The organism is Nocardiopsis prasina DSM 43845, from assembly GCF_000341265.1.
GTDB lineage: Bacteria > Actinomycetota > Actinomycetes > Streptosporangiales > Streptosporangiaceae > Nocardiopsis > Nocardiopsis prasina.
On the sequence record NZ_ANAE01000141.1, the window covers coordinates 35,140 to 62,076 of the forward strand.

Sequence of the window (26,937 nt, forward strand, 5' to 3'; positions counted from 1 at the left end):
CCAGAGCCGAGGACAGGACTGGCAGGACGGCCAGGTCGGTCTCCACCTCGCCGAGCCGTTCGGTGACAGCTTCGGGGAAGCGGGAGCGAGCCGAGGCGGCGAGCGGGTCGAAGCCCTCGAGTGGGGCGGGCAGGCGGTACGGGTACTCCGTGTCGGTCCCGACCCGCTCCGCGCCGGCGACCCAGGTGGGAGGGGTGGTTGTTGCCACAGGGGGGTCACAGCGCCCACCCGTGACCAGAAGGTGTGCGTACCCACACGAAACGGCGCTCCTCCGTGGGAGGAACGCCGTCGTGAGGGGCCCGCGCTCGCGGCCGACGTGCCCGCGGGACCGGGTGTCTAGGAGAGGAAGCGGGCGATGAGCGGGTCGACGGTGACCGCCACGAACAGCAGCGCCAGGTAGGCGTTGGTGAGGTGGAAGAAGTTCATCGTCTTGAGCTGGGCGCCGGTCACTCCCGCCTTGGAGCGGCTGAGCAGGCGGTGGGCCTGCACGACCAGCAGCGCCCCCAGCACCAGGGCGACCACGCCGTAGAACCAGGTGGTCCCGGCGACCGGCCAGAAGATCAGGGAGACGATCACGGTCGCCCAGGTGTAGAGCACCGACTCCAGCAGCACACGGCGGTCGCTGGCGACCACGGGCAGCATGGGCACCTGGGCTGCCGCGTAGTCCTCGCGGTAGCGCATGGCCAGCGTCCAGGTGTGCGGCGGCGTCCAGAAGAACACCACCAGGAAGAGCACGAACGGCGCCCAGTCCAGGCTGTTGGTGACGGCGGCCCAGCCGATCAGCACCGGCATGCAGCCCGCGATGCCGCCCCACACGACGTTCTGCGCGGTGCGCCGCTTGAGCAGCATCGTGTAGACGAAGATGTAGAAGGCGATCGCGAAGACCGACAGCACGGCCGAGAGCACGTTCACGAGCACGAGGAAGCCGACGGTGGAGCCGATCGCCAGGATCAGCCCGTAGGTGAGGGCTCCGCGCGGGGTGACCAGGTCCATCGCGCCGGGACGCTGTCGGGTGCGACGCATCTCACGGTCGATGTCGCGGTCGATGTAGCAGTTCATCGCGTTCGCGCTGGCGGCGGACATGGTGCCGAACACCAGGGTGGCGACGGCGGTCCACAGCGGGGGCACGCCCCCGGCGGCGACGAACATCACCGGGATGGTGGTGATGAGGAGGAGTTCGATGACGCGGGGCTTGGAGAGGGCGACGTAGGCACGGGCGTGGTCGCCGAAGGAGGCCTTGCGGGGGGCCTCGGGGGCGGACGCCTCGATGTCGGACTCACCGGTGTGGGGTGCGCGGTTGGTGAGAGCCATCAGATCGGCGCCCTCACGCCCGGAGGCACTCGTGTCCCCTGGGGGGCCGGCTCGGTTTCAGACACGCGGATACCTCGACAACTCTTAGGGAATCGACACTGCTCGCCACGCGGGGTGGATCGGACCGACAAAGCGGCAGGATCAGCGAAAACCCCGTCAACGACAAAGTGTAGTACTTACCTGTCCGGATCGGTGACCAGCCCCCTCCGTACGGATGGCCTCCGGCCCCGGCGACCGATCGCCCCGGGCTCCGTTACTCCCGCCTGGGTGTACAGAAGGGTCGCACAGGCCCCTTCGAGCTTCCAACGTGCCACGCGCCCCGGGCGGCCGCACCGCCCGCCCCCTACGGCCGTGGCGGGCGGTCGCCAGGCGGCGCCCACGGACCCCTACCAGCCAGTAACCCAAGGTGTCGGGAAACGACATCCACGGCCACGGACGATAGGCTCACATACGGCCCTGTTCTCGACCCCGTCACCACGGGGCCCGAGCTCCGGACACCGTGACCCAGACGCTGTCGCGCCGACTCCGCGGCCCGAGCCCCGCGCCACGGGGCCACACCGCGCGAGCCGTCGAAGCCGATCCCGCCCTCCCCCGCGATCCGCCGACCCGGTGGGCCGCCGACGGGGTGCCCGGCCTACAGCACGCACACACAACCCACACCCGCCCCGGAACCGGGTGCACGGGTGTCGAGAAGGAGCAGACAAGTCCGTGAACGCCCACACCCCGAAGAACCTGGAGTGGTCGGACCTCGACCTCCGCGCCGTCAACACGGTTCGGGCGCTGGCCATGGACGCGGTAGAGAAGTCGGGTAATGGTCACCCCGGCACCGCGATGAGCCTCGCGCCCGCCGCCTACCTCCTCTTCCAGAAGGTGATGCGGCACGACCCCGCAGCGCCCGAGTGGGTGGGCCGGGACCGCTTCGTGCTGTCGATCGGTCACTCCAGCCTCACCCTGTACATCCAGCTCTACCTCGCCGGATACGGCCTCACTCTTGACGACCTGCGGAACCTGCGCCAGTGGGACAGCCTGACCCCGGGCCACCCCGAGGTCGGTCACACCGCCGGCGTGGAGACCACCACCGGCCCCCTCGGCCAGGGTGTCGGCAACGCCGTCGGCATGGCCATGGCGGCCCGCCGCGAGCGCGGCCTCTTCAACCCCGAGGCCGGTCCGGGCGCCAGCCCCTTCGACCACCACGTCTACGCGTTCTGCTCCGACGGTGACGTCCAGGAGGGCGTGAGCCACGAGGCCAGCGCCCTGGCCGGGACGCAGAACCTGGGCAACCTCATCATGATCTGGGACGACAACCAGATCTCCATCGAGGACGACACCCGCATCGCGCACAGCGAGGACGTCGTGGCCCGCTACGCCGCCTACGGCTGGCACGTGGAGGAGGTCGACTGGACCGCGACCGGAGAGTACGTCGAGGACATCGACGCCCTCTACCAGGCGATCCTGCGCGGCAAGGCCGAGACCGAGCGTCCCACCTTCATCCGCCTGCGCACCGTCATCGGCTGGCCCGCCCCCAACAAGCAGAACACGGGCGCCATCCACGGCGCGGCGATCGGCGCCGACGAGATCTCCGCCACCAAGGAGATCCTCGGCCTGCCCGACGCCCCGTTCGCGGTCGAGGACTCCGTGATCGAGCACACCCGCGAGGCCCTGGACCGGGGGCGCGAGGCGCACGCCGCGTGGGACGAGGCGCTGGCCGCCTGGCACCGCGGCGCCGGTGAGCACGCCGAGCTGTTCGACCGTCTCCAGGCGGGCAAGCTGCCCGAGGGCTGGGAGGACTCCCTGCCCTCGTTCGAGGCCAGCGCGAAGGGCGTGGCCACCCGCAAGGCCAGCGGCGAGGTGCTCAACGCCATCGCACCGGTTCTGCCCGAGCTGTGGGGCGGCTCGGCCGACCTCGCCGGGTCCAACAACACCACGCCCAAGGGCGAGCCGTCGTTCCTGCCCTTCGACCGGGCCAGCAGCATGTTCCCGGGCAACCCGTACGGACGCGTGCTGCACTTCGGCATCCGCGAGCACGGCATGGGCTCGATCCTCAACGGCATCGCCCTGCACGGCCCCACCCGCCCCTACGGCGGCACGTTCCTGGTGTTCAGCGACTACATGCGTCCGGCTGTGCGCCTGGCCGCGCTGATGAAGCTGCCGGTCACCTACGTGTGGACGCACGACTCCATCGGCCTGGGCGAGGACGGCCCCACCCACCAGCCGATCGAGCACCTGTGGGCGCTGCGCGCCATTCCGGGCCTGAACGTGATCCGCCCGGCCGACGCCAACGAGACCGTCGTGGTCTGGCGCGAGGTCATGGCCAACCCCGACGGCCCCTCCGCCCTGGCCCTGACCCGCCAGAACGTGCCCACCCTGGACCGGAACGAGTACGCCTCCGCGGAGGGCGCCGCCCAGGGCGGCTACGTCCTGGCCGAGGCCTCCGGCGGCAGCCCCGAGGCGATCATCATCGCCACCGGCAGCGAGGTGCAGCTGGCCCTGGCCGCCCGCACCGAGCTGGAGGAGGCCGGTACGCCCACCCGCGTGGTCTCCATGCCGTGCGTCGAGTGGTTCGAGGCCCAGAGCCCGGAGTACCGCGAGCGGGTCCTGCCGTCCTCGGTGCGCGCCCGCGCCTCCGTGGAGGCCGGGATCGCCATGGGCTGGCGCTCCTACGTCGGCGACGCCGGCGTCTCGGTGAGCCTTGAGCACTTCGGTGCCTCCGCCCCCTACGAGACGCTCTACGAGAAGTTCGGCATCACCTCCGAGGCCGTCGTCGCGGCGGTCCGCGACAGCCTGGCCAAGGTCGGAAGCTGACGACGCGGGCCGCCGGGAGGCCCCCGGCGGCCCGCACTCCGTGTGAATTCCAGGAAGGCGTGAGACCCACATGAGCACCGCTCTGAAGGACCTGGCCGAGGCCGGTCAGTCCGTTTGGCTGGACGACATCAGCCGTGACCGGCTACGGACCGGCAACCTGGCCGAGCTGCTGTCGACCCGCCACGTCACCGGCGTCACCTCCAACCCGTCCATCTTCGACAAGGCCCTCGCCGAGGGTGACGCCTACGACATCCAGGTGCACGAACTGGGTGTGCGCGGGGTGTCGGTGGACGAGGCGGTCCGGCTGCTGACGGCCTACGACATCCGTTGGGCCGCGGACACCCTGCGCCCGGTGTACGACGCCACCAACCGCTTGGACGGGCGGGTCTCCCTGGAGGTGGACCCGCGGCTGGCGCGCGAGACCGAGCGCACCGTCGCCGAGGCCAAGTCGCTGTGGTGGCTGGTCGACCGGCCCAATCTCATGATCAAGATCCCGGCGACAGTCGAGGGTCTGCCCGCCATCACCCAGGCGCTCGGGCACGGCATCAGCGTCAACGTGACCCTGATCTTCTCCCTGGCCCGCTACGGCGCGGTCATGGAGGCGTTCCTGGCCGGCCTGGAGCTGGCCCGTGAGAACGGCCACGACCTGTCCCGCATCCAGTCCGTGGCGTCGTTCTTCGTCAGCCGCGTGGACGCCGAGGTGGACAAGCGGCTGAGGGAGGTCGGCACCCCGCGCGCCGAGGAGCTGCTCGGCCGCGCCGCCATCGCCAACGCGCGCCTGGCCTACCGGGACCACGAGCAGGTCTTCTCCTCCGAGCGCTGGCAGGCCCTTGCCGCCGACGGCGCCACCCCGCAGCGCCCGCTGTGGGCGTCCACCGGTGTGAAGGACCCCGCGTACGCGGACACCCGTTACGTCACCGAACTGGTCACGGCCGGAACCGTCAACACGATGCCGCAGGCCACCCTGGACGCCACCGCCGACCACGGTGAGATCACCGGGGACACCGTCCGCGCCAACTACGACTCCGCCCAGGCCGACCTGGCCGGGCTGGCCGAGGTCGGCGTGGACCTGGACGACGTGACGCGTCACCTCGAGGAGGACGGCGTGGTCAAGTTCGTCGACTCCTGGGAGAGCCTGCTGGGCCAACTCACCCTGAAGCTCGACGAGCTCTCCTGACCCGGACCCGTTCCCGGTCACCGACCCGCGTCCGCGCACGAGCCGCGCGGACGCGGGTTCCAGCAGCCACCAGGCCGTTCCTGACAGGAAGAGACGGAACCCGTGAAAGAACCGGTGATGCCGGGAGCGGTACCCAACCCGCTCCGCAACGCCCTGGACCGAAGGCTCCCCCGTATCGCCGGGCCCAGCGTGCTGGTGCTCTTCGGCGTCACGGGTGACCTGGCCCGGAAGAAGCTCCTGCCCGCCATCTACGACCTGGCCAACCGCGGCATGCTGCCGCCGGGCTTCGGTCTGGTGGGGTTCGCCCGCCGCGACTGGGAGGACCAGGACTTCGCGGCCGAGGCGTACGAGGCGGTGCGCAAGTACGCGCGGACCCCGTTCCACGAGGACGTGTGGCGCCAGCTCAGCGAGGGCGTGCGGTTCGTGCAGGGCAACCTGGACGACGACGCGGCCTTCGACGAACTGGCCCGGACCGTCCGCGAGCTGGACGCCCACCGTGGCACCGGCGGCAACTACGCGTTCTACCTGTCGCTGCCGCCCAAGCTGTTCCCGACCGTGGTCACCCAGCTCAAGCGCAGTGGTCTGGCCACACCCGAGGAGGGTGAGGGCGCGGGGGGCACCACGCCGTGGCGCCGGGTGGTGATCGAGAAGCCGTTCGGCCACGACCTGGAGAGCGCCCAGGAGCTCAACGCGGTGGTGGACGACGTGTTCCCGCCGTCCTCGGTGTTCCGCATCGACCACTACCTGGGCAAGGAGACGGTCCAGAACATCCTGGCGCTGCGCTTCGCCAACACCCTGTTCGAGCCGTTGTGGAACCGTAGCTACGTGGACCACGTGCAGATCACCATGGCCGAGGACATCGGTGTGGGCGGACGCGCGGGCTACTACGACGGGATCGGCGCGGCCCGCGACGTCATCCAGAACCACCTCCTCCAGCTGTTGGCCCTCGTCGCCATGGAGGAGCCGGTCTCCTACAGCGCGGACGCGATCCGTGCCGAGAAGGAGAAGGTCCTCTCCGCGGTGACGCTCCCCGACGACCTGTCCAAGGGCACCGCGCGCGGCCAGTACGCGGCCGGTTGGCAGGGCGGGGCAGCGGTCCCGGGGTACCTGGAGGAGGACGGCATCCCGTCCGAGTCGGTGACCGAGACCTACGCGGCGCTGCGGCTGGACGTGGGTACGAGGCGCTGGTCGGGTGTGCCGTTCTACCTGCGCACCGGCAAACGGCTGGGCCGCCGGGTGACCGAGGTGGCGCTGGTGTTCCAGGCCGCGCCGCAGCAGTTGTTCGCCCGTGGTGACGTGAGCGAGCTCGGGCAGAACGCGCTCGTGCTGCGCATCCAGCCCGACGAGGGGGTCACCCTGAGGTTCGGGTCGAAGGTGCCGGGCGCCTCCATGGAGGTGCGCGACGTGAGCATGGACTTCACCTACGGGCAGTCCTTCACCGAGGCGAGCCCCGAGGCCTACGAGCGGCTCATCCTGGACGTGCTCATCGGCGACCCGCCGCTGTTCCCGCGCCAGGAGGAGGTGGAGCTGTCCTGGCAGATCCTCGACCCGGTCGAGGAGTACTGGGCCGAGTCGGGCCAGCCCGAACAGTACGGTTCGGGTACCTGGGGCCCGGAGTCAGCCGAGGAACTGCTCGCCAGGGACGGACGCCAGTGGCGCCGCCCGTGACCGTCCGCGTCCACGCCGGGAGGAACAGATGACGCTCTATCTGCCGCGCACCACGACCTCGCAGATCACCGAGGCGCTCATGGCCGAGCGCCTCAGTGTCGGCGGGGGCGCCATGAACATGGTGCTCACCCTGGTCATCGTCACCGACGAGGCCGACCACTACGACGCCGTCCGCGCGGCCACCGAGGCGGGGCGCGAGCACCCCTCGCGGGTGGTGGCGCTGATCCGCCGCGACCCGGGGGCCGAGCCCGCCATCGACGCGGAGATCCGCCGTCCCGGCACCTCCGGCCCCGGTGAGGCGGTGCTGCTGCGCCTGTACGGTCCGCTGGGCGAGCACCCCGACTCCGTGTTGACGCCGCTGCTGGTCCCGGACGCGCCCGTGGTCGTGTGGTGGCCCGGAGAGGGTCCGGCCGACCCGGCCGCCGACCCGGTGGGGAAGCTGGCCCAGCGGCGGATCACCGACGCCCTGCGTGCCCAGGATCCGGTAGCCGACCTCCTGGAGCGGGTAGCCCACTACCGTCCGGGTGACACGGACCTGACCTGGACGCGGTTGACCCCGTGGCGTTCGCTGCTGGCCAGCGCCATGGACCAGCCGTGCGGCTGGGTGAACTCGGCCAAGGTGACGGCCGAACCGCACTACCCGAGCGCCGAGCTGCTGGCCGCTTGGCTGTCGGAGAGGCTGGAGGTGGAGGTGGAGCGCGACACCTCGCACGGGCCCGGCCTGACCGAGGTCCGGCTGACCACCGACCAGGGGGACATCACGATCTCCCGGGTGGACGGCCGGGTGGCCACACTGTCCAGGACCGGTCAGCCGGACCAGACGGTGGCGCTGTCCCGGCGCGGCGCCTCCCAGGCGCTGGCCGAGGAACTGCGCCGCTTGGACGCCGACGAGACGTACGCGAGTGCGGCCCGCCACCTGGGTCCGCTGCTCGCTGGAAGCGGAGCATGAGGATGACCGAACCGGAGATCGTCCGCACCACCGACGCCAAGCAGCTCGCCGAGAGCGTGGTGTCGCGGTTGGTGAAGCTGATCGTGAGCGCCGAGGCCGAGGAGCGCGAGTTCCACCTGGTGCTCACCGGCGGCGGCGTGGGCATCCAGACGCTGGGTGTCCTGCGGGACGAGGCGCTCGCCAGCGGGATGAGCTGGGGGCACGTGCACCTGTGGTGGGGTGACGAGCGGTTCCTGCCCGAGGGGGATCCCGAGCGCAACCAGACACAGGCGTGTGACGCGCTGATCAACGACATCGACATCCCGTCGCACCAGGTGCACCCGATGCCGTCGTCGGACGGGACCGACCACGCGGAGGCGGAGCGGGCGGCCACCAACTACTCGCAGGCACTCTCCGTGGCGGCTCGTGGGCGCGGCCCGGTACCCGAGTTCGACGTGTGCCTGCTGGGTCTGGGTCCGGACAACCACGTCGCCTCGCTGTTCCCGGGCCTGCCGGGGGTGCACGAGAACGAGGCCGCGGCGATCGCGGTGCACGACTCCCCCAAGCCGCCGCCCACGCGGATCAGCCTGACCCTGCCGTCGATCCGCAGCTCCCGCCAGGTGTGGGTGCTGGCCTCCGGTGCGACCAAGGCCGACGCGGTCCGCCTGGGTGTGGCCGGTGGCAGCGTGGACGAGGCCCCGGTGGCCGGTGCGCGCGGTGCCGACAAGACGGTGTTCTGGGTGGACGAGGCCGCCGCCTCGAAGCTGTAGCCGCACAGGCCAAACGCCCCGGCCGGAAACTCGGCCGGGGCGTCGTCGTGTCCGGGGCCCATGGCGCGGGCACCGTCGCTCAGGTGTGGTCCCCGCTGAGGGGGCTCAGGCGCACGGCGGTCTCGGTCCCGTCCTCGTGCAGGACGTGGCGCTGCGTGGAGGCGTCGGGGAAGAGGCCCTCGGGCACCTCGGTCACCAGTCGGAGCTGGGCCGTGGCGTGCTTGGGCATGGTGGCCCTGCCCGGCAGGTGGATGGCGAGTTCCTCGCGGGCCTCGAAGGTCTGCACGTCGACACGCTCAGCCAGAGCGGCCAACTGCCGGGCCTCTGCCGTGACCGGGACCTTGGCCAGCCAGTGCGGCCCCTCCGGGGTGAGTGCCCTCTGCCGCTGTTCGTGGGTCTCACCGGCCCACGTGAACCATGGGGCCCCCGCGACCGCGGCACCGTGTTCCTCGGCCAGGGCGCTGAGTTCCGCCACCGCGGCCCTCACCGCTGCGGCGACCTCGTCCCAGTCGTACTGGTCCGGCTGTCCCCTGTGCTTCTCCACCGCGACCACCGCCACCTCCGTCGAGAGCACCGTCATCTCCGGTACCTCCCGCCGCCGTACCTCGGGCCAGGAAGTGAGCAGGCTGCGAGCGGTCGTGACCGCCTCGTCCTCGGCCTCGCGCTGGCGGCGCAACCCCTCGGTGTGCTCGTGGAGCAGCCCGGCCGCCGTGTCGGGGGCCTCCACCGCCCGACGCACGTCCTTGACACTCATCCCGGCCCCGCGCAGCGCGCTGACCAGTAGGGCCTCCTGGACCTGCTCGAAGTCGTAGTAGCGGTACCCGGTGTCCTCGTCGACTATGGCGGGGACCAGCAGCCCCTCGGAGTGGTAGAAGCGCAGCGTCTGCGGAGAGAGCTCGCTCATCTCGCTGAAATCCTTGATCGAAAGGCCCATGACGCCAGTCTCAGGGTTGCAGTAACCAGAGGGTCAAGCCGTGTGCTAGAAGTCCGGGCTTGGCCCGAGACGACGACACGTGGATCAGTGACCCGGGCTGTGGTTTCGCGGGCGCCCTGCGCGACCCCGGGGTGCACGCCGCGATCCAGGCCGTGCACCGCGACCCCGCGCACCCCTGGAGCGTGGCGGTGCTGGGTGAGCGTGCCGGTCTCTCCCGTGCCGCCTTCTCCAGCCGCTTCACGGCGCTGGTGGGGCAGTCGCCTCTGGCCTACGTGACGTGGTGGCGACTGACCACGGCCGCTCGGCTGCTGCGCGAGGAGGACGCCCCGATCAGCTCGGTGGCGACGCGGGTGGGCTACTCGTCCCAGTTCGCCTTCGCCAACGCCTTCAAGCGCGAGTTCGGCCGATCCCCCGGTCGCTACCGCGAGGCGTCCGCCGAGTCCGACGCGGCTCAGAGTTCTCCGGGGCAGGAGGCGCCGGTCGCGGGGACCACGCCGTCCAGGAGGTAGGCGTCGACCACGCCGTCCACGCAGGCCCGGCCGCCCGCGTAGGCGGTGTGGCCGCCTCCCTCGTAGGTGAGCAGGGTGGCCGTGGCCAGCTGGTCGGCCAGTTCCTCGGACCACGCGTACGGGGTGGCCGGGTCGGCTCGGGTTCCAACGACCAGGAGCGGAGGCGCCATCGGGGCGCTCAGGCCGCCGGGCGCGAGTTCGGTGTCAGGCCAGGAGGCGCAGGGCAGGAAGGACCAGATCCCGTCGCCGCCGAAGAACGGGGACACCCTCGCCGCACGCTGGGCTCCCTCCTGGTACGCACGGACGTCACCGGGCCGCGCGTGGTCGGCGCACTGCACCGCGGTGAAGGCCGACTCCGTCGCACCCCGGTCGTCCCGCTGACCGGCGACGAAGCTCCCCAGGTAGGCCTGGACGAAGGGGTCCCTGGTGTCGCCCCCGACGATCCGGGCCAGGAGGCGGGCGTCGCTCTCCCACTGCCGCTCGGTGTACAGGGAGTCCCGGAGCAGCGCGAGCATCTCGTGGCGGTCGATCCTGGTGTCCCGCACGACGATCGGGTCGGCGTCGATCCCGGCCAGGAGGGCCTCTGCCTCGGCGGGGGCCTCCTCCGCTCCGGTGAACGGGCACTCCGGCGCCTTCTCCAGGCAGTAGGAGACGAAGGCTTCCCAAGCCCTCTGCGCCCCCTGGCTCTGCTCCACGCCGTCCGCGATCAGGCCGCGTTGGTTCTGGAGGGCCCCGTCCAGCACCAGTGCGCGGGTGTTCTCCGCGAACATCTCGGCGTACAGAGCGCCGACGTAGGTGCCGTAGGAGAAGCCCACGTAGGTGAGCCGCTCGTCGCCCAGGGCGTCGCGGACCAGGTCGAGGTCGCGGACCACGTTGACGGTGCCCATGTTGGCGAGGAACTCCGCACCGACCTCGTCCGCACAGCTCCACGTGAACCTCCGGGCGGTGCGTTCGAGGTCCCGGAGCTGGTCGGGTCCGACCCTGTCGGGTTCGACGCCCGCGACCTCCTCCAACGGCCGCTCCATGGCGTCCCACTCCGGGCAGGTGAACCCGGCGCTCTCCCCCACACCGCGCGGGTCGAAGGAGACGAGGTCGAAGGAGTCACGGATCCTCCTGCTCACGGGGAGGGGTCCGGACTCGAACTGAGCGACGCCCGCGCGGCCGGGGCCGCCGAAGTTGAACACCAGGGAGCCCCGGTGCTGCTCGGCCGGGCCCTGGGCCGGGTGCCGCACCACGGCGGTCTCGATGGTCCGGCCGCCGGGGTCACCGTGGTCGACCGGGACCGTGACGGTGCCGCACTCCAGGCGCGCCCGCCAGTCGGGGTCGCCCTCCGCGGGTTGGGCCGCGGCGAGTTCCTCGGGGGACAGGCAGGGCCGCCAGTCGATGTGCTGACCGTAGAAGGAGCGTGCGTGGTCCTGCTCGTCGAGTGGGGCGAACCCCGCCGTCACGACCAGTGCCAACGCCGCCCCCACGGCCCACAGAGCCCGCCCGCCAGCGCAACGCACCCGAACACCCGCCCCCGCACAGAGTCGTCCTCCACCGGGATCCATCCTCCGAGCGACCGGGTGCGCGGCCGCGCAGAACATTCCGGAGGGCGGGTAAACAGTCCGTCCCTTCGGGCTTTACCAGGCGGGGCAGGACAGCCCGGACTCCGGGACCGCCCCTTCCAGCAGGTAGGCGTCCACGGCGGCGTCCACGCACTCCATGCCGTAGCCGTAGGCGGTGTGGCCCGCGCCCTCGTAGGTGACCAGGGTGGCGGTGGCCAGCTGGCCGGTCAGCTCCTCGGCCCAGGTGTAGGGGGTGGCCGGGTCCCCGAGCGTGCCGACCACGAGGATCGGCGGGGCGTCGGGGGCGGAGAACCCGGTGGGCGCCTCCTCGGTGTCCACCCAATAGGCGCACGGCAACTGCTCCCACACGAGGTCGGCTCCGAAGTAGGGGGACTCCGCGGCCGCGCGCTGGGCCGCCTCCCGGTAGTCGTCGGCGTCGGTCGGGTCGGCGCGGTCCGCGCAGTTGACGGCGGTCAGGGCGGCCTCGGTGTCCTCGAAGACGCCGGGTTCCTCGGGCTCGTCCGACTCCTCGGCCTCCTCCTCGTCCTGGGCGAAGGTCTGGTCGTAGAGGCGTTCCAGCTGGGGTCCGGCGCCGTGGACGTCCTGGTCCAGAGCTGCGAGGGTCTGGGCCAGCTCGCGCCAGGCGACCTCGTCGTAGAGCTGGAGGCTCACCATGGTCAGCAGCGTGTCACCGTTCACCGGCCAGCCCTGGACCATGGGCGGATCGGCGTCGAGCCGGTCGAGGAGGTCCCCCATCCGAGCGTCGGCGGTGGCCGCGTCGTCGAACGGGCAACTGGGGGCGTACCCGCACTCCTCCACGAACAGGTCCCATGCGCCCTGGAAGGCCACTGCCTGATCGGCGGCGACCTCCACGTTGGGGCGCTCGGTCTCCACCGCGCCGTCCAGGACCAGCGCGCGGGTGTTCTCCGGGTACGTCTCGGCGTACAGGGCACCGATGTAGGTGCCGTAGGAGAAGCCCGCGTAGGTCAGCCGCTCGTCACCCAGGGCGGCGCGGATCAGGTCGAGGTCGCGGACCACGTTGACGGTCCCCATGTTGGCGAGGAACTCCTCCCCCGCCGTCTCCGCGCACGCCTCGGCGTAGGCGCGGGCGGTGTCCGCCAGGGCGGAGAGTTCCGCGTCGGTGACGTTCTCGGGGTCGGCCACGGCGCGGCGGGCCTCGTCCATCGCGTACCAGTCGCCGCAGGCGAAGCCCTCGCTCTCGCCCACCCCGCGCGGGTCGAAGCCGACCAGGTCGAAGGCATCCTGGATCGGTGCGTCGAAGAGCGGGTGGTCGAGCATGTTCACCCCGGACTCTCCAGGGCCGCCGGGGTTGATCACCAGGGAGCCGATCCGCTCGTCTGCGGGGCCGCTGGCGGGCCGTCGGGCCAGGGCGAGGTCGACGGTGTCCCCGTCGGGGGCGGCGTGGTCGAGCGGCACGGTGAGGGTGCCGCACTCCAGCGTCTCCAGCCACTCCGGGTCGCCGTCCCAGTCCGGTGCGGCCTCCAGTTCCTCCTCACTCAGGCAGGGCGCCCAGTCGATGGTCCTCGGCGCCGACACGGGCGCGGCCTCGGCCTCCCCGTCGTCCTGCGCGGTGCACCCCGCGAGCAGGAGTACGAGCACGCCTCCCAGCGCGCCCGCCCGAACCCGACCACCAGTGATCCCCATGCCTTGTACGTCCCGCCGTCGCCACCCGCACGACCGGTCGGCCGCGACCCCATAGTGGAGCACCGGATGGGACGCCGCGAACCGGGCACCGGTTCGGGAAGGGGACGTGGATCACCGCGGGGTCAGAGCCTGCTGACGTCCGTGGCCAGTGCCCCGGTCGGGTCCGTCACGCCCGCAGGGTCCACTTCGAGGACCAGGGGGCACAGCGGCTCCCCGAACCGGAGTCCCGTGGCGGCGCCGCGTCCCGGGGCGGGCTGGGAGATCCAGTCCACCAGTTCACCGGCGCGGCTCACGTCCCGCCCCGGCCTGGTCAGGGCGACCACGGTGCCCGCCACGTCACAGCGCACGTTCAGGTGCGTGGTCGCCGCGAACACGCTCTGGGCCCAGGACCCCGGGCTCACGTCCCGCAGGGGCCCGTCCGGTGTGCGTCGGCGTTGGCGGGCCGGGGCCGCCAGCCCCACCGCGCGGTCGTCGAAGGTCAGGACCAGCCCGGGCCGTTCCTGCGCGGTGAGGAACCCCTCCGGGTCGGCGAGGGAGACGTCCCACCACACCCCGGTCGATCCCGAGGCGGCCGCGCTGAGCTCGGTCCTGGCGCGTTCCAGCAGTTCCACGTCCACCTGGTCGCGGGCGGCTCCGGTGACCACTTTCCCCAGTGGTGCGGTGAGGGGTGCGTACCCGGACAGCACCAGTGACCAGTCGATCCGGGCCCGGCCCTGGAGTTCGCGGCGGCCGTGCGTCAGGCACACCACGGCACGGTCCCGGGGCAGCTGGTAGGTGGCGCAGGCACCTCCGTGCCGTGCGGCCCTGGCCAGCCCGAGACTCATCGCCTTGGTACCGGTGGTGATGTCGACGACCACGGGTTGCCCGCCCTCGCGTTCGTGTTCGATCCAGCCCTGCACGGCCCGCTGGACCGCCGCGGAGTCGTAGCCGTCCACCGGGTCGGCGGCCAGCCGGACCCGGTCGCGGTAGCCCTCGGCGCGCAGGGTGGCGGCGTCGGCCGGAGGCGCGTCCGGCTGCTCGGCGGCGCGCAGGGCTCCGGCGGCGGCCTCCCGCACCCGGGCCCGCAGGCTCTGCCGGGAGGGCAGGACCAGCGCGCGGGCGGGACGGTGCGCGTGCAGGGCCGCGAGGGCGCCCAGGCGGCTGCCGCCCAGGGGTGTGACCAGGAGCGGACCGTCCCCCGGGCCGGGGTGCAGGGCTGGTGGCGTGGGACCGGGGATCGCACCACCAGCGGGGTCGGGTGTCACCTTGGACCGGGGAATGACGACGGGGACGGCGGGCCGCGGGGAGTCGGCCAGGCTCGGGAAGAAGGCGTCCCGTGCGGCCGCGAAGGTGGTGACGCGCTCGGTCAGGGCCTCCAGGTTCCACACGTGGACGTGGCGGGCGGTCAGCGCCGGGTTGTACGCGGTGACCTGTTCGCGCAGGTTCTCGACGACGGGGCCGGAGTAGACGAACAGAACGAGAGTGGCCCCGCCGAAGACCCGGCGGGCCTTGGCCACGGTCCAGCCGGCGCGGGCCACCACGTCCTCGGCCCGCGTCTTGGCCTCCACGCACAGCACCCGGTGGCGATGGCGCACCAGGATGTCGAAGTCGGCCACGGACCCGCCCGGGCGGTAGGGGTCGGCGACACGGCGGGAGCCGAGGACCTCGGTGTCGGGCCGCCCGCCCAGCAGGCGGCGCAGGTGGGACAGAACCCGGGCCTCCGCCGCGATCCCGTTGCGTTCGCTCTCGGGCAGGTTCGGATGGGCCCTTGCCAGGGCGGTGTCCCCTCCGTTCAGGAAGCGGCGCACCGGCTCCGGGTCGCGGTCACTCAACCAGTGGGCGCCGTGGACCCCGGCCAGGGTGCGCAGGTCGACCCCCTGGCAGCTCACCGGGTGGTCCGGGCGCGCGGTGTCGGCGGTGCGCAGCAGGTCGCTGTGGGAGTCCAGGTAGAACCGCCAGGCGCGGGCGTGCGACGGCAGCGCCTGCTCGTGGTGCAGCGCGGCGGCCACGCTCATCACCTTGGTTCCGCCGGTGTAGTCGAGGTACCAGGGTTTCCCGCCGAGTGCGCGGCGGACGGTGTCCAGGAGCCCGGTGACGCTGGCGGGGTCGTGCGGGTCGGCGCCCACGCTGAGGACGCGCACGGAGCGCTCCCCCGCGATACGGCCGACCGCCTCGGCGACGCGGCGCGCCACGGGCAGGGTTCCGTCGCTACAGACCAGGAGCAGTTGGTCGACCGGCAGGGTCAGCGACGTGAGGAGGGCGGGGGTGGGGTTCTGGCCCACGAGAACGACGGCGACTCGGGGTGCGTCCACGCTTTTCCTTTCCGGACGCACCGTTTTCGGACGTCTCCCGACTACAGGAACGGGACCACAGTACTCACCCGTTCCCGAAATGGATCAGGGAAGTGAGTTTCCCACCCGGCACGCGGGGCCGCACTGGTAACCGTGCGCGCGCACCGGAACGGAGGTGAGGACGAAGGAGCGGCATCCGGTGACCACCCCCTTGTCGTCCCGTACGAGGTCGGAGGGGACGAGCAGGTCGTCCCGTTCCGGATGCGCCGAACTCACCACGGAGGAGACGATGAACCAGACCCCCTCGGCGGGCGGCGGCAGGCGTGCCCTGGTGCGTTCCTCCGCCAGCAGCGGCACCCCCTCCACCTCGCTCAGCGGTACCCGTACCGCCTCGACTCTCGCTGGTTCAGTCGATCCGCGCCAGGTGCGGATCACCCGCGCATGCTCGTCGACGACCGTCACCTCGTGCGGAGTCAGATTGACCACGGACATCCGGCGACCTCCCGTAACACTCGATCCATGTCGGCCGCCCTCCACTCCGGGACGGGCGCGACGCACCCCGATCCGAGGTCCTCAACGCCATCTCTCGGACACCTGCAAGTTCCCTGGCGAATACCTTCACGGCCCTTTCTGGGGCCACTGTTACTCGTGACCGTTTCAGAATGGCCCCCAAGCACTTCCTCCATTCGGATTCCCCGCCGACAATTGACAGCGCGCACCCGGTGGCCATATTTTGTTGTTTGACCTCCCGTTGACGCAGGAGTGTCACCACCAGTCTCACGTCTCGACAGCGCGTTTCCCCGGAAGGGCTGGGGGAGCGTCCCAGCCCCGGCACACCCGGGGAGAAGAGTTCGTGAGCAAGCATCACTGCTCCGCCGTGGAACTGTTCGGTTCGGCCGCCTTCCTGCGCGTGTTCACGCGTGTGTTGGGGTGTGGGCCCTGCTCCTCGGACGGAACAGCGCAGGGCTGCGCCGGTCACTCCGAGCAGTTCTTCGACTACGTCGACCTGTGCTTCGAGCACTGCCCGTGCCCGCGGCACCGGGGAGAGCCGACCAGCGTCATCGCCACACGCATGGCCAGCGTCTCGAACGGCGCGGCGGGTGGCCGCGGCGTCCTTCCGGACGCTGACGCGGTTGGTGCCAAGGCCATGCCCGGGAGCGGGTGCACGGCCGAAGACGCCTTCGGCGTGCGCGCGGTCGCCTCAGTGGACCGCACCGCCGCCCACCGGCTGCGCGACGCCCTGGACGACGTCCGCCGTGACCGCTCGTACAAGAACCTGCGGCGCGTCTACCCGCAGCCCGCTCCCAACGGCAAGGTCCGCTGCGCCTTCTCCGAGCGCCCCCGGCGCTGGGCCCAGCGCCGCGACGTGGCCCGTGTCGCCACCGACATCGTGGAACAGGAGGCGCTCGCCCTGCTGGTCCTGACGGCCGGTTGGGGCAACCCCGCCGCCGACCTGCCCGAGGACGTCCATCCCGGGGAGTCGGTGTCATTCACCGAGGACGGCAGCGCGGTCCCCGTCGCCGACCTGCACGGGCGGTCACTCACGGCGGTCAGGGAACCCCCGATGGTCTCCACTGCCACCGGCGACTACCTGCTGCGCAAACTCTCCGAACTGGCCGGAGGGCGCGACGCCGACGCGGGACGCACCCCGGACCAGCGCCGCCGCCTGCACCTGCGCCGACTGCTGCCGAACCTGACCGGCGAGGACGTGGCCCGGCGGCTGACCGGCGTCCTGGGGCGGATGGCCGTCACCATGCCCGGCCACTTCGAGCTGGTGCAGCGCGCCCGCGGGCGCGCCCGCAGCGCCCCCTACACCCCGGTCCCGGACCTGCCGGACGAGGAGGACTCAGACGCCTACGGTGACGGGGACCCGGACCCGTACGGGCCCCGGCGCGACGTGCCGCGCCAGGCCGAGCGGGCGTGGCTGGGCTGGCTCGCCCGTGAGCTCGCCGCCGAGGCTCAGGCCCACCGGGCGGCCTTCGACGCCGACCCCCGTGGTTCCCTGGACGCCCTGTTGTGCCGTCTGCTGGAGGAGGGGCCCCGGGTGCCGGTGCCGTGGCGGGGAGCCCAGGACGACCCCGATCGCCGCGCCGACCTGTTGGAAGCCCTGGCGGACGCGGTCGACGACTGACGGCGCGGATGACGGCCCGTCGGCCCGATCAGCCCGCGCCCGCCGCCGCGAAGCGCTCGGTGAGCGGAGGGAGCACCGGATACTCGGCGAACTGGCGCAGGGACATCACCGCCGTCTCCTCCCACGGCAGGCGCCCCCGCCAACGGCTGGCCAGGAGCACGTCCACCACCTGGTCCACCCCGCGCCAGTCGTCGGCGGAGCGCTCGCGCGCGATGGCGGCGGAGAAGGCGTCCAGGAAATCGCTGACCAGGCCCGGAGCGGCGCGGGTCACCCCGGAGGCCGGGTCCAGGGACAGGTCAGCGGCGCGGGCCCGGCGGTCCACCAGGTGGAGTTCGGGGCGCAGGTGCACGCTGCCCATCCCGAGGGACTTGCCCATGCCGACCTTGTGCGCGTGCTCGGGGTCATGGGGATCGCCGCCCTCCACGGGGTTGTCCAGGAGCAGGGCGCGCAGGAGGGCGCCGAGTTCGGCGTCGGTCAGGTTGGTGAAGGTGACGCGTGAGCGCAGGACGAGGCCGTCGCGCAGGGGCACGATGTCGCGCTGGGTGTCCTCGGGTGGCGGAACGCGGGCGCCCCGGGGCAGCACGGTGATCCCGAGGTCGGCCTGGGCGCGTTCGTCGTAGCGCACAGGTGAGCCCAGCCGGGGGTCGTGCCGGTGCAGGTAGGTCTTGTAGCCGCCCAGGCGGATTCGACCCTCGTGGGACCACGTGACGACATCGGAGCGCTCCCCCGACACCTCAGGGCCCTGGACCAGGTAGTTGGCGAAGCAGCCGCGCTGCGGGGACAGGAGCCGTACGCGCAGGGCGGCGCCGTCCGGGTAGTCGAAATCGCCGCCCCCTCCCACGGCGTCGCCGAAGGACACCCGGCCCTTGAGCGCGCCGGCCTCCCCCGCGAACACGTCGGTGTCGCCGAACAGCGCGCGACACACGTCCACGGTGCGGCCGGCCCGCTCCGTGCGGTCGGGGTCGCCGTGCTGCGGGCCGAGCACGTCGGCGGGGACGGCCCGGCGGATCGGATCGTCGTCGCTGACCGCGACCCGGTAGCCGCCGGAGCGGCCGAAGGACACCACCCGGCCCGAGGGGTCGAGGTCGAACCAGACGGGCTCCAGCCCCCGGCGGGGCAGCCCCCCGCCACCGGCTCCGGCCACCGGCGGGCGGGCGGGCCGGTCGTCCCCGGTGCCCAGGGTGTCGGGGAAGGCGGCCCGCTGGTATCCGGTGATCTGCGCCGCCGACTCGAACAGTTCCACCAGCGACTCCGGGACCGGGAGGCGACCGGTGCGCGGGTCCGGGGGCCGGGGGAACAGGTAGGCGTTGCGCCGCTCCTGCGCGGCGCTCCCGGTGAGCACCAGCAGGGCCGGGATCACGCCGCCGGAACCGCCGTGGGCGGCGAGGTGGGAGCGCGCCTCGGGTTCGTCGGGGGCCACGGCCGCGATGCCGCGCCGTCCGCTCAGGTGTACCGCGTACACCCAGCGGTGCTGGAGGTGGCCGTGCTGTTCGTGGACGGTGGGCACGTAGGTGCCGTCCCGGGGCGGGTCCGGGAAGTCGGACACCCCGAAGTCCCAGGTGCGCAGGCTCTTGCGGAGTACGTCGAAGGTCACCTTGAGGGCCCGTCCGGGTTCGGGTTCCAGGATGGTGGCGGGGACCTCCACGGCGTACCAGCCCCCGTCCGCGGAGTCGCGGTAGAGGAAGCCCTGTCGGGTGCGGTGGCCCGCGCGGCGTCTGCGGTAGTGGTCGTGTCGCCTGGCCATGACCCGTCGGGCGCGGGCTGAGGGAGAACCGTCGGCGGCCCCGGCGTCCACGCGCACGGGTGCGCGGAAGAACAGCATGGGCGTGTTGACCGGGCCGCTCTCACCGCTGGTGAGCATGCGCAGCGTGTTGCGGACCAGGCCGCGCAGGGTGGAGCCCGGGACCAGTGGGAGGGAGCGGTCACCGTGCGGGAGTCGGGCGGAGGAGCGCGTGCGGCCGCGTCCCGGTGTCTGGCCGACGAACGTGGGGGTGAGCGTGGTGAGGGCGAGGTCGATCCAGCCCGAGTGGGTGCCCTCCACGGTGCGGTCGTGCGAGCGGAGCAGGGACGCGGTGTCGTGGTCGGGGTGCAGGGCGGTGGCGGGGACGGGGGCCTCGGCCAACCGGACCAGGCCGTAGGGGGCCGTGGCGCGGTGCGGATCCGACATCAGAGCTCCCCGTCCCGGTCGCGGCCCCGGGGTTCGACCACGGCCCCGGTGCCGACCTCGAACTCGGGTCCGGTCGGCTTGCGTCCGGACGCCAGCCCGGTCAGCCGGTGGAAGGCCACGCCCACGGCGCCGGTCACGGGGTCGGCGGCCCAGTACTCCCGCACCGTCAGCCAGGTCCCGGTGCTCTCCAGAGCACCCCGCCCCGGTTCCGGCAGGGGGCGCACCCGGCCGGAGAAGTCGGTCCAGGCCACCGGGAGCACCGCCTCGGAGCCGGAGGGCTCCCTGGTGACGGAGAAGGGGACCGGCCCCTTCAGGGTGCGGCTGGCTTGGGGTCCGCTCCATCCCTGGAGCAGGAGGGAGCGGTCGCGGGGGCGCATCCAGTCCGGCGGGCGGCCGGGGGCGTCGGTGCTGATCCAGCCCGCCTCCACGCCCTCGCCCAGACGGATCTGTGCGTGCGGGCCGAACACGAGCACCTCCAGGACCCGCCACCGGTCGGTGTCGGGGTCCACCGGCGCCGCCGACAGGTGTCCGGTCGGCGGTTCGTCCGACCTCCGCCACCGCGCGTGGGGGCACGAACCGGTGATGCGCCCGTCGCCGAGTTCGGCCAACAGCCACTGGGGGCCTCCGGGCGGGCCCGCCGCGTCGAGGGCGCGGCAGCGCCGTCCACTGACGAAGACGTCGTCGAGGACCTCGTCGATGGTCCGCTCGGAGAGCGGCCGCACGTCGACGCCGACCGGGTCGGGGGGTTCGTGGGGATGCGGGTTCATGGGAGGTCCCCCTCGTCAGTCTGCCCGGGTTCCGGGGCCGGGATGATCTGTCGGTGCAGTTCGGGAAGCCACTCGCGGGCGGTGGCGGCGTCCGGGCCGTCCGGCTCCGTGAGGGCGCGGAGCAGGTCCACCTCGCGGGGCGCGGACCCGTCCCCCTCGTGGCTGGTCAGGACGGCCCGGGTGGCCAGCAGTCGACCGCTGCCGGTGCCCGCCCCGGCCCCGAGGGTGTCCAGGGGGACCGTGGCCAGTTCGCGTACGACCAACGCGAGCAGCCCCCGCACGGCGTCGTCGGGCTCGGAGACGTCGAGGACGACTGTGGCCGAACCGCCGCAGTGGAGTTCGGTGGTGAACAGGTGACCGTCCACCTCGTCGCCGAACAGGGCGTCGACGGTCAGACGCGTGGTGGTCACCGGGGCGCCGCCGGTCAGGGTCGGGGTGGCGCGCAGGCGGACCCGGGAGGCGGCGGACCGGGCGTCGGGCCACCGGCCGGTGTCGTCGCCCCACCAGTGGCCGTGCCACTCCCGCCAGCGGGTCCCCTCCCCCGCCAGGTGTTCGGCCGCGTCCCGGACGAGGCGTCGACCGATCCGCTTGAACAGGGCGAACAGGGCGGTGTCACCGAGGACCGGGCGCAGCTCCACCTCGCCGTCCGCGGATCCGATGTCGGCGGGGCTTCTCCGGTGGGCGCGGTCGGCCGTGCCCGATCGGTCGTCCACGGGGGCGTCGCCGATCAGCAGGGTGGCGGGGCGCGGTTCCCGCTTCGAGGACGCGGGGTCCGTGTCCGTGCGCTCGGCCACGTGCAGCTCCATGCGCAGCTCGGCCCGGCGCCGCCGGTCCACGACCCCGGCCCCGTCTGGCGGAGGGGCGAGGGTCCCGGCACCGCCGTGTTCTTCGAGGACGGAGCGCATGACCTCGACCAGGTCCGTCCCGGTGCGGGTCGCGGAGGGGTGCCGTTCGCCGCCTGGGGCCACGGCGGTCCACTCGTCGGCACGGGGCGGGCCGACCCAAGCGGGAGTTGCGGGCTCGGCGGCCTTAGCGTGCACGGCGGGCTCAGGGGGCGCGGCGACCTTGGCGGGCGCGACGGGCTTGGCGGGCGCGACGGGCTCAGGGGGCGCGACGGGCTCAGGGGGCGCGACGGGCTTGGCGGGCTCCACGCGGGATGGACCCGCGGGTCCGGTCTCGGCGGCGGACAGGGCCTGTTCGGCCTCCCGCCAGCGGGTCGGCCAGTCACGCGCGTGGTAGGCGAACCATCCCTCCTCGTCGGTGAGGTCGTGCCGGCGGGCGGACCAGCGGGTGGCCCGGACCGCTCCGTGGCCACGGCCCGTACGCCCGCCGATCCGGATGCCCGGCCCCTCGTCCGCCAGCCCACGGGCGGCCAGGGCCACCAGGGCGAGCAGGCGGGCCTCCTCGACGGGGTCAGCGGCCCTCAACCTCAGGTGCGCGGTGAACACGGTGCCCGCGGGCAGCACCTCCCACTGCCACATGCGGCCGGGGCGCACGCTGCCGGTGGCGGGATCCACGCGGGTCCCCACCCGGACCGGTACCGCTCCCCTCCCGGGGAGTACGGCGTGCGCGTCGTCCAGGTCCAGGGCGCTGGAGCGCGCCCCCGCCCCCGGTGTGTCCGCCGACCCCAACAGCGCGGCGGCGCTCTCCGGGTCCGCGGTGCGGGCGAGGAGTTCGTGGCGGAGCAGCCCGGCGAGGGTGGTGGCCCGCAGCCGGGGCGCCCCACCGAGCGGGTCCCGGTCCAGGCGCAGATCCACGTCGCTCTCCGCGACGTGCCTGGGGGTGGCCCGGGCCGCCCCCACGTGAGCGTCGGTGAGAAGGCGGAGTCGGACCGCGAACTCCCAGACCAGACCGGTGGGGCCGGGCCCGTGCGGGTCGGCGTCGTCGTCGGACGCGGAGTCGGCGGTCAAGGCTGGTCCTGTTCGGCGCGCAGTGTGCGGGCCGCCTCGGCCAACCAGGACGAGACCAGCAGGAGGGACAACCGTGCCGAAGCGCGGAGCTCCCAGTGTTCGGCTCGGGCGGAGAGCCCGCTCGCGCGGTTGCTGGGCGGCAGCCCGTCCGGGGCGGTCAGGTCCACGGCCGCCAGGGCCCGGGCGTAGGCGGGGTCGTGGGCGAACCGGGGCCGGTTCTCCTGCCACCAGACGGCGGGCCCGGCGGAGAGCCCGCTCAACCACGCGTGGACGGTGAGCGGGCGGCCCTGCCCCGGGCGGACCAGCCGGGCGCGTCGCAGGGCGCGCACGGCCCTCTCCCGCAGCACCTTGTGGACCGGATCGCCCTCCTGGTCCGGCCCGTCGAGCGTGTGGCCGAGCGCGTCCAGGGCCGCGTCGGGGGTGTCGTGGGGGTGGGTGACCACCTCGCGGAGCCTCCCGAGCAGGCTGGGGGTGAGCGGGGCGAGCCTGCCCGTCGAGGCGAGGCCGCGCGCGTGGTCGCGAACGGAGGGCGCGGCCGCGTTCCACAGGAGTTCGTCGTAGAGGGTGTCCAGCTCCGCGTCCCGTCCGGGGTCGAGCGGTGTGGGGTCGGGCAGGACCCGGCCGTCGGACAGGGTCACGGTCCCCGCCGCGCGGGCGGGGAGCGGGGCGGACGGCGGCACCAGCGGGACGGGGACGCGCGGTGGCGGGTCGACCAGGACGAACTGGCCGTGGCCGTCCACAAGGCGTTCGCCCAGGGGGTGGGCCTCCAGGTCGCGGACGTGGGCGGTCGTGATCCCCCCTCCGAGGCACAGCCGCACCACCGACCCCGGGGCCGCGGCCCACCGCTGGGCCATCGGTCCCCGGTAGGCACGGTGGTAGGCACCGACCAGGACGGGTTCGACGTGCGCCGCGACCACTGAGAACGGTGTGTTCGGCAGGCGTCGGGCGAGGAGTTCGCGTACCGCCGGGACCAGGGCGTGCGGGCGGTCCTGCCCCTGTTCGCCCGTCAGGAGCGCCGGGGAGAGCAGGACCAGGTCCACCTCCTGGCCCGCGCGTCGGGACCGGTCCGGGCCCGGCCGCTCCACCCGGTCCGGGGACAGCAGACGGTCCGGGCGCACCGGTTCCACCGTGACCCCGCCGTGGGCGCGGGTGCCACCGGAGCCGAGAGTGAGCGTGCCCTCGGCGTCGGAGAGGACCTCGACGATCCGTTCCGCGAGCCCGCGCAGGAAGGCGTGGTCGGGGCCGCGCAGTTGCCAGCGGGCCTCGAAGACCTGGCCCGGGTCCATGCTGGTGGTGAAGAAGGGGGCACCCCGACCCAGGTAGCGCTCGGAGGTGGTGCGCACCGCGGCGCGCAGGGAACGGTCGGGGGTGAGCGGGTCCCGCACGGCGCGGTGAGGCGTCCCGGGCCGATCGACCCCCTCAGCGAACAGGTCCACGAGCGTGTCGCCGTCCTTGCCCGGTGAGTACAGGTACGCGGGCGGCGGATGGGCGACCACGGGGACGCCGGGGCGCGCGTGCTGCTCCAACCGGGGGTGGGCGGCGGCGAAGCGGACCCGGTCACCGCGCGCGACCCAGGCGTGCAGTTCGTCCCGCAGGCCCGCGCGCTGGAGGACGGCGGCGAGCATGCCGCGCTGGGCTCGGCCGCTGACGGTGGTCTCCGTGTCGACGTGCAGGGGGTCGAAGGCGGTGCGCACGGCGAGGGAGTCGGTGAGCACGTACCGCAGTGGCAGGTAGGCGCTGACGGGCTCGGAGGGCGGGCTCGGCGCGGGGTTCATGTCCGGGTGTCCTCCTGCCCGGGCGCGGAGGGCCCCGGTTCCGGCCCGTTGGTCGTCGCGCGTTCCGGGGGTTCCTGGTGGGGGCGTCGTCCGGGTGGCCGCGCCAGGGCCAGTGTGGTGGCCCGGGGGTCGGGGTCGTCGGGGAGGGCCAGGTACACGTCCACCCGTCCCCGACCACGGGTGGAGCGCAGGCCGATCTGGTCCGTGGCCAGGCAGGCGCGGGCCAGGCAGCGCCAGTCCACAGCCCTAGGGGGAACCGACCAGGTCAACGGCGCGATGAGCACCAGACCGGGCAGGAGCGCCCGGTGGGTGCGCAGACGTCCGGGTTCGGGTGCGCCGTCAGGGCCGATCTCCACTCCCGACTCCAGTGTGGTGTGCGCGTCGGTGACCGCGCGGCGCAGCGTGGCGCGCGCGGGTTCGCCCCGGCCCGCGAGGGCGTGGGCGACGGCGGCGCGCACCGTGTCCGCGGGGCGGGCGTGCCCCACCCTCAGCGCGCGGTCGGGGTCGTGCGAGCGCTCCCGGCCGAACACCCACCGCACCGCCTCGGCCAGGTCCGGTGCGACCGTCGCCGCGCCGACCGCCGCCGCGCGCAACCGGGCGGCGAGCCGGTGCCGGGGCAGGTGGGGCAGCCCGTGCGCGTCGGTGACCACATCGGTGTCGGCGCCGGTGCCGTCCGCGCTGGCGCCCACGAACAGCGCCGGGGAGGCCAGGCGCACCACGATTCGGTCGGGCTCGCTCATCGGACTCCGCCCTCCGCCAGTCCGGGATCCAGGTACAGGTCACGCACGTCGACCGCGTCCAACAGTTCCCCGTGGGTCCATCGCTCGGGCAGGGTCACCGGGTGCCCGGTCGCGCGGGCGCGGCGGTCCAGTTCGGGTCCGGGGTCGGCTCCGGACTCCAGCAGGGGGACCAGCGCCGAGACGAGCCACCCCCGGTGGCGGGCGTCCCCGTCCGAGAACAGGCCGCCGTCCGCGGACAGGTAGCGGTCCAGGAACCGGGTGAAGTTCGTACCGGTCATCGGCAGCGCCGTGCGCGGGGGCACGGCCGTTCGAGCGGACTCCATGCGGCCCAGGACACGGTCGACCCCGTCGAATCGGGTGGTCCAGGCCACGGCGTGCTCCTCTGCGGCGGTGGGGTCGGTGGCCACAGCCGAGCGCCGCCGTGCCTTGGCCAGTCCGCACATGGCCTCGCAGAGGTCGTAGCCGAGCGCGAGCGGGGCGCCCACCGGCTGCACCGCGATCCCCGCCCCCACCGTGGGCACGCGGGTGACGTGCGCACGGGCGTCGGCAGGGGTCACGGTACGGCCCGGGAGGCGGACCCGGGTCAGCGCACGGTGCAGGGCCACCCTGGGGTCGGCGGGGTCGCTGATCCGCGCCGGGTCGGCGTCCAGCCACTCCAGGGCGAACCGCACCAGGCTCAGCGCCAGCCGGGCGTCGCAGAGCACCGTGAGGTCGTCCCCGGCGACCACGATCGGCCGCAGCGGCAGCCGGATCGGGCCGGGCGGTTCGTGGTCCAGGGTGAGTTCCCCGCCCGCGCCGGCGGCCGGAACGAAGGGGGGCCGCCCCGGTTCGGTTCGGACCCGGGCGGCCACCGCGTGCACCAGGGCGCGGGCCAGCCCCTCGGTGAGCCCGGCGATGTGGGTGGACAGCTCCCGTTGGGCCAGCGCCCCGGAACCGGGCACACCGGGGGCCCCGGCCCGCTCGCGGTACTCCCCGAGCAGCTCCCCCAGACCGTTGACGTCGACGTGCACCACCGCGACCCTGCTCACGTCCCCGTGGTCGCGACCGAGCCGGTCCACCTCCATGGGCAGGGCCAGGCCCGCCTCCGGGCCCGAGAGCCAGGAGTCGCTGTGGGCACGGTGCCAGCGCCGGCCGATCCCCCGTGCCCGGGCGACGTCGGCCGCCACCCGTTCGTGCGCGCGTCGACCCGTCCCGGTGGGGTCCTCCAGGGGCCTGCTCCCGTCCACGGACTCGGCCGGGGCCCCGCTGACCGAGCACACGGCCGTGATCCCGTACCCCGGAGCGGGGGTGTGCAGCGCGGACATGTGGCGACGGGCACGGCGCAGCCGGACGGGCAGCTCGGCCAACGCCGCGTCCAGACCAGGCGCGACCGGTTCTCCGGGAACGGGGACGGCCCCGGGCCCGTAGGGGACGAACGCGACCACCGGTGTCAGTCCCCCGGCCCGGTCCCGCAGCCTGCGCGTGTACCGCCCGGTGAACAGCCGGGCCGCCGCGAGGTCGGCCAGGACCAGGGTCAGGGCTCCGCCCGCGTCCCGCAGGACGAGGCAGTCCTCGGGGACGAGGTCGGCCACCCCGTGGACGGGGTCGGAGGTGTCGGTGAGTTCGGCGACCAGTGCCGCGCGACCCACGGCGTCCAGGATCCGTCTGCCGCTGTAGACGAAGGCCTGGATTCCACGCAGGTCGACGCCGACCAGCACCCCGGTGGCCGGGGTGCGCGGGTCGTGGCTGGGCGGGTGGGGCTCGGTCGGTCGGTGCTCGGAGGCCTGGGTCACCGCGACGGACTCCTCGTGGCCGGGGGACGGCGGGAACGGCGCGACGCGCCGCACGGGAACGGGTGTCCTTCAGACATCTCTCGGACGGTGACGC

Annotated in this window: 18 protein-coding genes and 1 pseudogene; 7 read left to right on the forward strand and 12 right to left on the reverse strand. The window is 73.4% G+C overall.

Annotation, left to right across the window (positions count from 1 at the left end; translation table 11 throughout):
* Positions 1-336 precede the first annotated feature (336 nt).
* Positions 337-1,311 carry a heme o synthase gene (locus tag D452_RS0115775; protein ID WP_017545121.1) on the reverse strand — a complete coding sequence of 325 codons (975 nt, stop codon included), beginning with the start codon at positions 1,309-1,311 and terminating at the stop codon, positions 337-339.
* A 708-nt stretch (positions 1,312-2,019) separates the two neighbouring features.
* Between D452_RS0115775 and tkt the strand changes: the two genes are divergently transcribed.
* From tkt to pgl, 5 genes are all read left to right on the forward strand, one after another.
* Entirely contained in the window at positions 2,020-4,113 is a 2,094-nt protein-coding gene (gene tkt / locus D452_RS0115780; protein ID WP_017545122.1) for a transketolase, read from the forward strand.
* 70 nt (positions 4,114-4,183) lie between these two features.
* Positions 4,184-5,290, forward strand: a complete 1,107-nt coding sequence (gene tal, locus D452_RS0115785; protein WP_017545123.1) for a transaldolase — start codon at positions 4,184-4,186, stop codon at positions 5,288-5,290.
* Between the two features lie 117 nt (positions 5,291-5,407).
* Positions 5,408-6,958 (forward strand): glucose-6-phosphate dehydrogenase, encoded by a 1,551-nt coding sequence (zwf, locus tag D452_RS0115790; protein ID WP_017545124.1) that lies wholly within the window; start codon positions 5,408-5,410, stop codon positions 6,956-6,958.
* Between the two features lie 28 nt (positions 6,959-6,986).
* The gene (locus D452_RS0115795) at positions 6,987-7,907 is read left to right on the forward strand and encodes a glucose-6-phosphate dehydrogenase assembly protein OpcA (protein ID WP_017545125.1); all 921 of its coding nucleotides are present in this window, start codon (positions 6,987-6,989) and stop codon (positions 7,905-7,907) included.
* Between the two features lie 2 nt (positions 7,908-7,909).
* A complete protein-coding gene (gene pgl, locus D452_RS0115800) occupies positions 7,910-8,656 on the forward strand; it encodes a 6-phosphogluconolactonase (RefSeq protein WP_026129357.1) in 747 nt (248 codons plus the stop codon).
* A gap of 79 nt (positions 8,657-8,735) precedes the next feature.
* Here pgl and D452_RS0115805 read toward each other — a convergent pair whose 3' ends face one another.
* Positions 8,736-9,590 (reverse strand): MerR family transcriptional regulator, encoded by an 855-nt coding sequence (locus tag D452_RS0115805; protein ID WP_040693951.1) that lies wholly within the window; start codon positions 9,588-9,590, stop codon positions 8,736-8,738.
* Positions 9,591-9,685: 95 nt separating this feature from the next.
* Here D452_RS0115805 and D452_RS28395 point away from each other — a divergent pair.
* Positions 9,686-10,099: pseudogene (locus D452_RS28395) on the forward strand (helix-turn-helix transcriptional regulator); the annotation flags it as partial.
* Here the strand turns inward: D452_RS28395 and D452_RS0115815 are convergent.
* The 4 genes from D452_RS0115815 to D452_RS0115830 form a co-directional block, all read right to left on the reverse strand.
* Positions 10,042-11,559 (reverse strand): alpha/beta hydrolase, encoded by a 1,518-nt coding sequence (locus D452_RS0115815; protein WP_017545129.1) that lies wholly within the window; start codon positions 11,557-11,559, stop codon positions 10,042-10,044. The pseudogene D452_RS28395 and the gene D452_RS0115815 overlap by 58 nt on opposite strands.
* A gap of 162 nt (positions 11,560-11,721) precedes the next feature.
* Complete coding sequence (locus D452_RS0115820) at positions 11,722-13,311, reverse strand: alpha/beta hydrolase (protein WP_026129358.1); 1,590 nt, start codon at positions 13,309-13,311, stop codon at positions 11,722-11,724.
* Positions 13,312-13,433: 122 nt separating this feature from the next.
* Positions 13,434-15,602: a hypothetical protein gene (locus tag D452_RS0115825; protein WP_017545131.1), complete on the reverse strand. Its 2,169-nt coding sequence runs from the start codon at positions 15,600-15,602 to the stop codon at positions 13,434-13,436.
* Between the two features lie 84 nt (positions 15,603-15,686).
* Positions 15,687-16,073, reverse strand: coding sequence for a hypothetical protein (locus D452_RS0115830; protein ID WP_017545132.1), 387 nt, complete (start codon positions 16,071-16,073; stop codon positions 15,687-15,689).
* 361 nt (positions 16,074-16,434) lie between these two features.
* Here D452_RS0115830 and D452_RS0115835 point away from each other — a divergent pair, with 361 nt between their 5' ends.
* Positions 16,435-17,712 carry a hypothetical protein gene (locus D452_RS0115835; protein WP_026129359.1) on the forward strand — a complete coding sequence of 426 codons (1,278 nt, stop codon included), beginning with the start codon at positions 16,435-16,437 and terminating at the stop codon, positions 17,710-17,712.
* A gap of 28 nt (positions 17,713-17,740) precedes the next feature.
* Here the strand turns inward: D452_RS0115835 and D452_RS0115840 are convergent, their stop codons facing one another.
* The 6 genes from D452_RS0115840 to D452_RS0115865 are packed head-to-tail and all read right to left on the reverse strand — an operon-like array spanning position 17,741 to position 26,897.
* Positions 17,741-19,879 carry a TIGR03986 family type III CRISPR-associated RAMP protein gene (locus tag D452_RS0115840; RefSeq protein ID WP_017545134.1) on the reverse strand — a complete coding sequence of 713 codons (2,139 nt, stop codon included), beginning with the start codon at positions 19,877-19,879 and terminating at the stop codon, positions 17,741-17,743.
* Complete coding sequence (locus tag D452_RS0115845) at positions 19,879-20,646, reverse strand: hypothetical protein (RefSeq protein WP_017545135.1); 768 nt, start codon at positions 20,644-20,646, stop codon at positions 19,879-19,881. Before D452_RS0115845 ends, D452_RS0115840 begins: the two co-directional genes overlap by 1 nt.
* Positions 20,643-22,556 carry an RAMP superfamily CRISPR-associated protein gene (locus tag D452_RS31425; protein WP_017545136.1) on the reverse strand — a complete coding sequence of 638 codons (1,914 nt, stop codon included), beginning with the start codon at positions 22,554-22,556 and terminating at the stop codon, positions 20,643-20,645. The genes D452_RS0115845 and D452_RS31425 overlap by 4 nt, the downstream gene beginning before the upstream one ends.
* Entirely contained in the window at positions 22,553-24,331 is a 1,779-nt protein-coding gene (locus tag D452_RS0115855) for a hypothetical protein (RefSeq protein WP_017545137.1), read from the reverse strand. The genes D452_RS31425 and D452_RS0115855 overlap by 4 nt, the downstream gene beginning before the upstream one ends.
* Positions 24,328-25,071, reverse strand: a complete 744-nt coding sequence (locus D452_RS0115860) for a hypothetical protein (RefSeq protein WP_017545138.1) — start codon at positions 25,069-25,071, stop codon at positions 24,328-24,330. The genes D452_RS0115855 and D452_RS0115860 overlap by 4 nt, the downstream gene beginning before the upstream one ends.
* Positions 25,068-26,897, reverse strand: a complete 1,830-nt coding sequence (locus D452_RS0115865; RefSeq protein WP_017545139.1) for a hypothetical protein — start codon at positions 26,895-26,897, stop codon at positions 25,068-25,070. The genes D452_RS0115860 and D452_RS0115865 overlap by 4 nt, the downstream gene beginning before the upstream one ends.
* Positions 26,898-26,937: the final 40 nt, after the last annotated feature.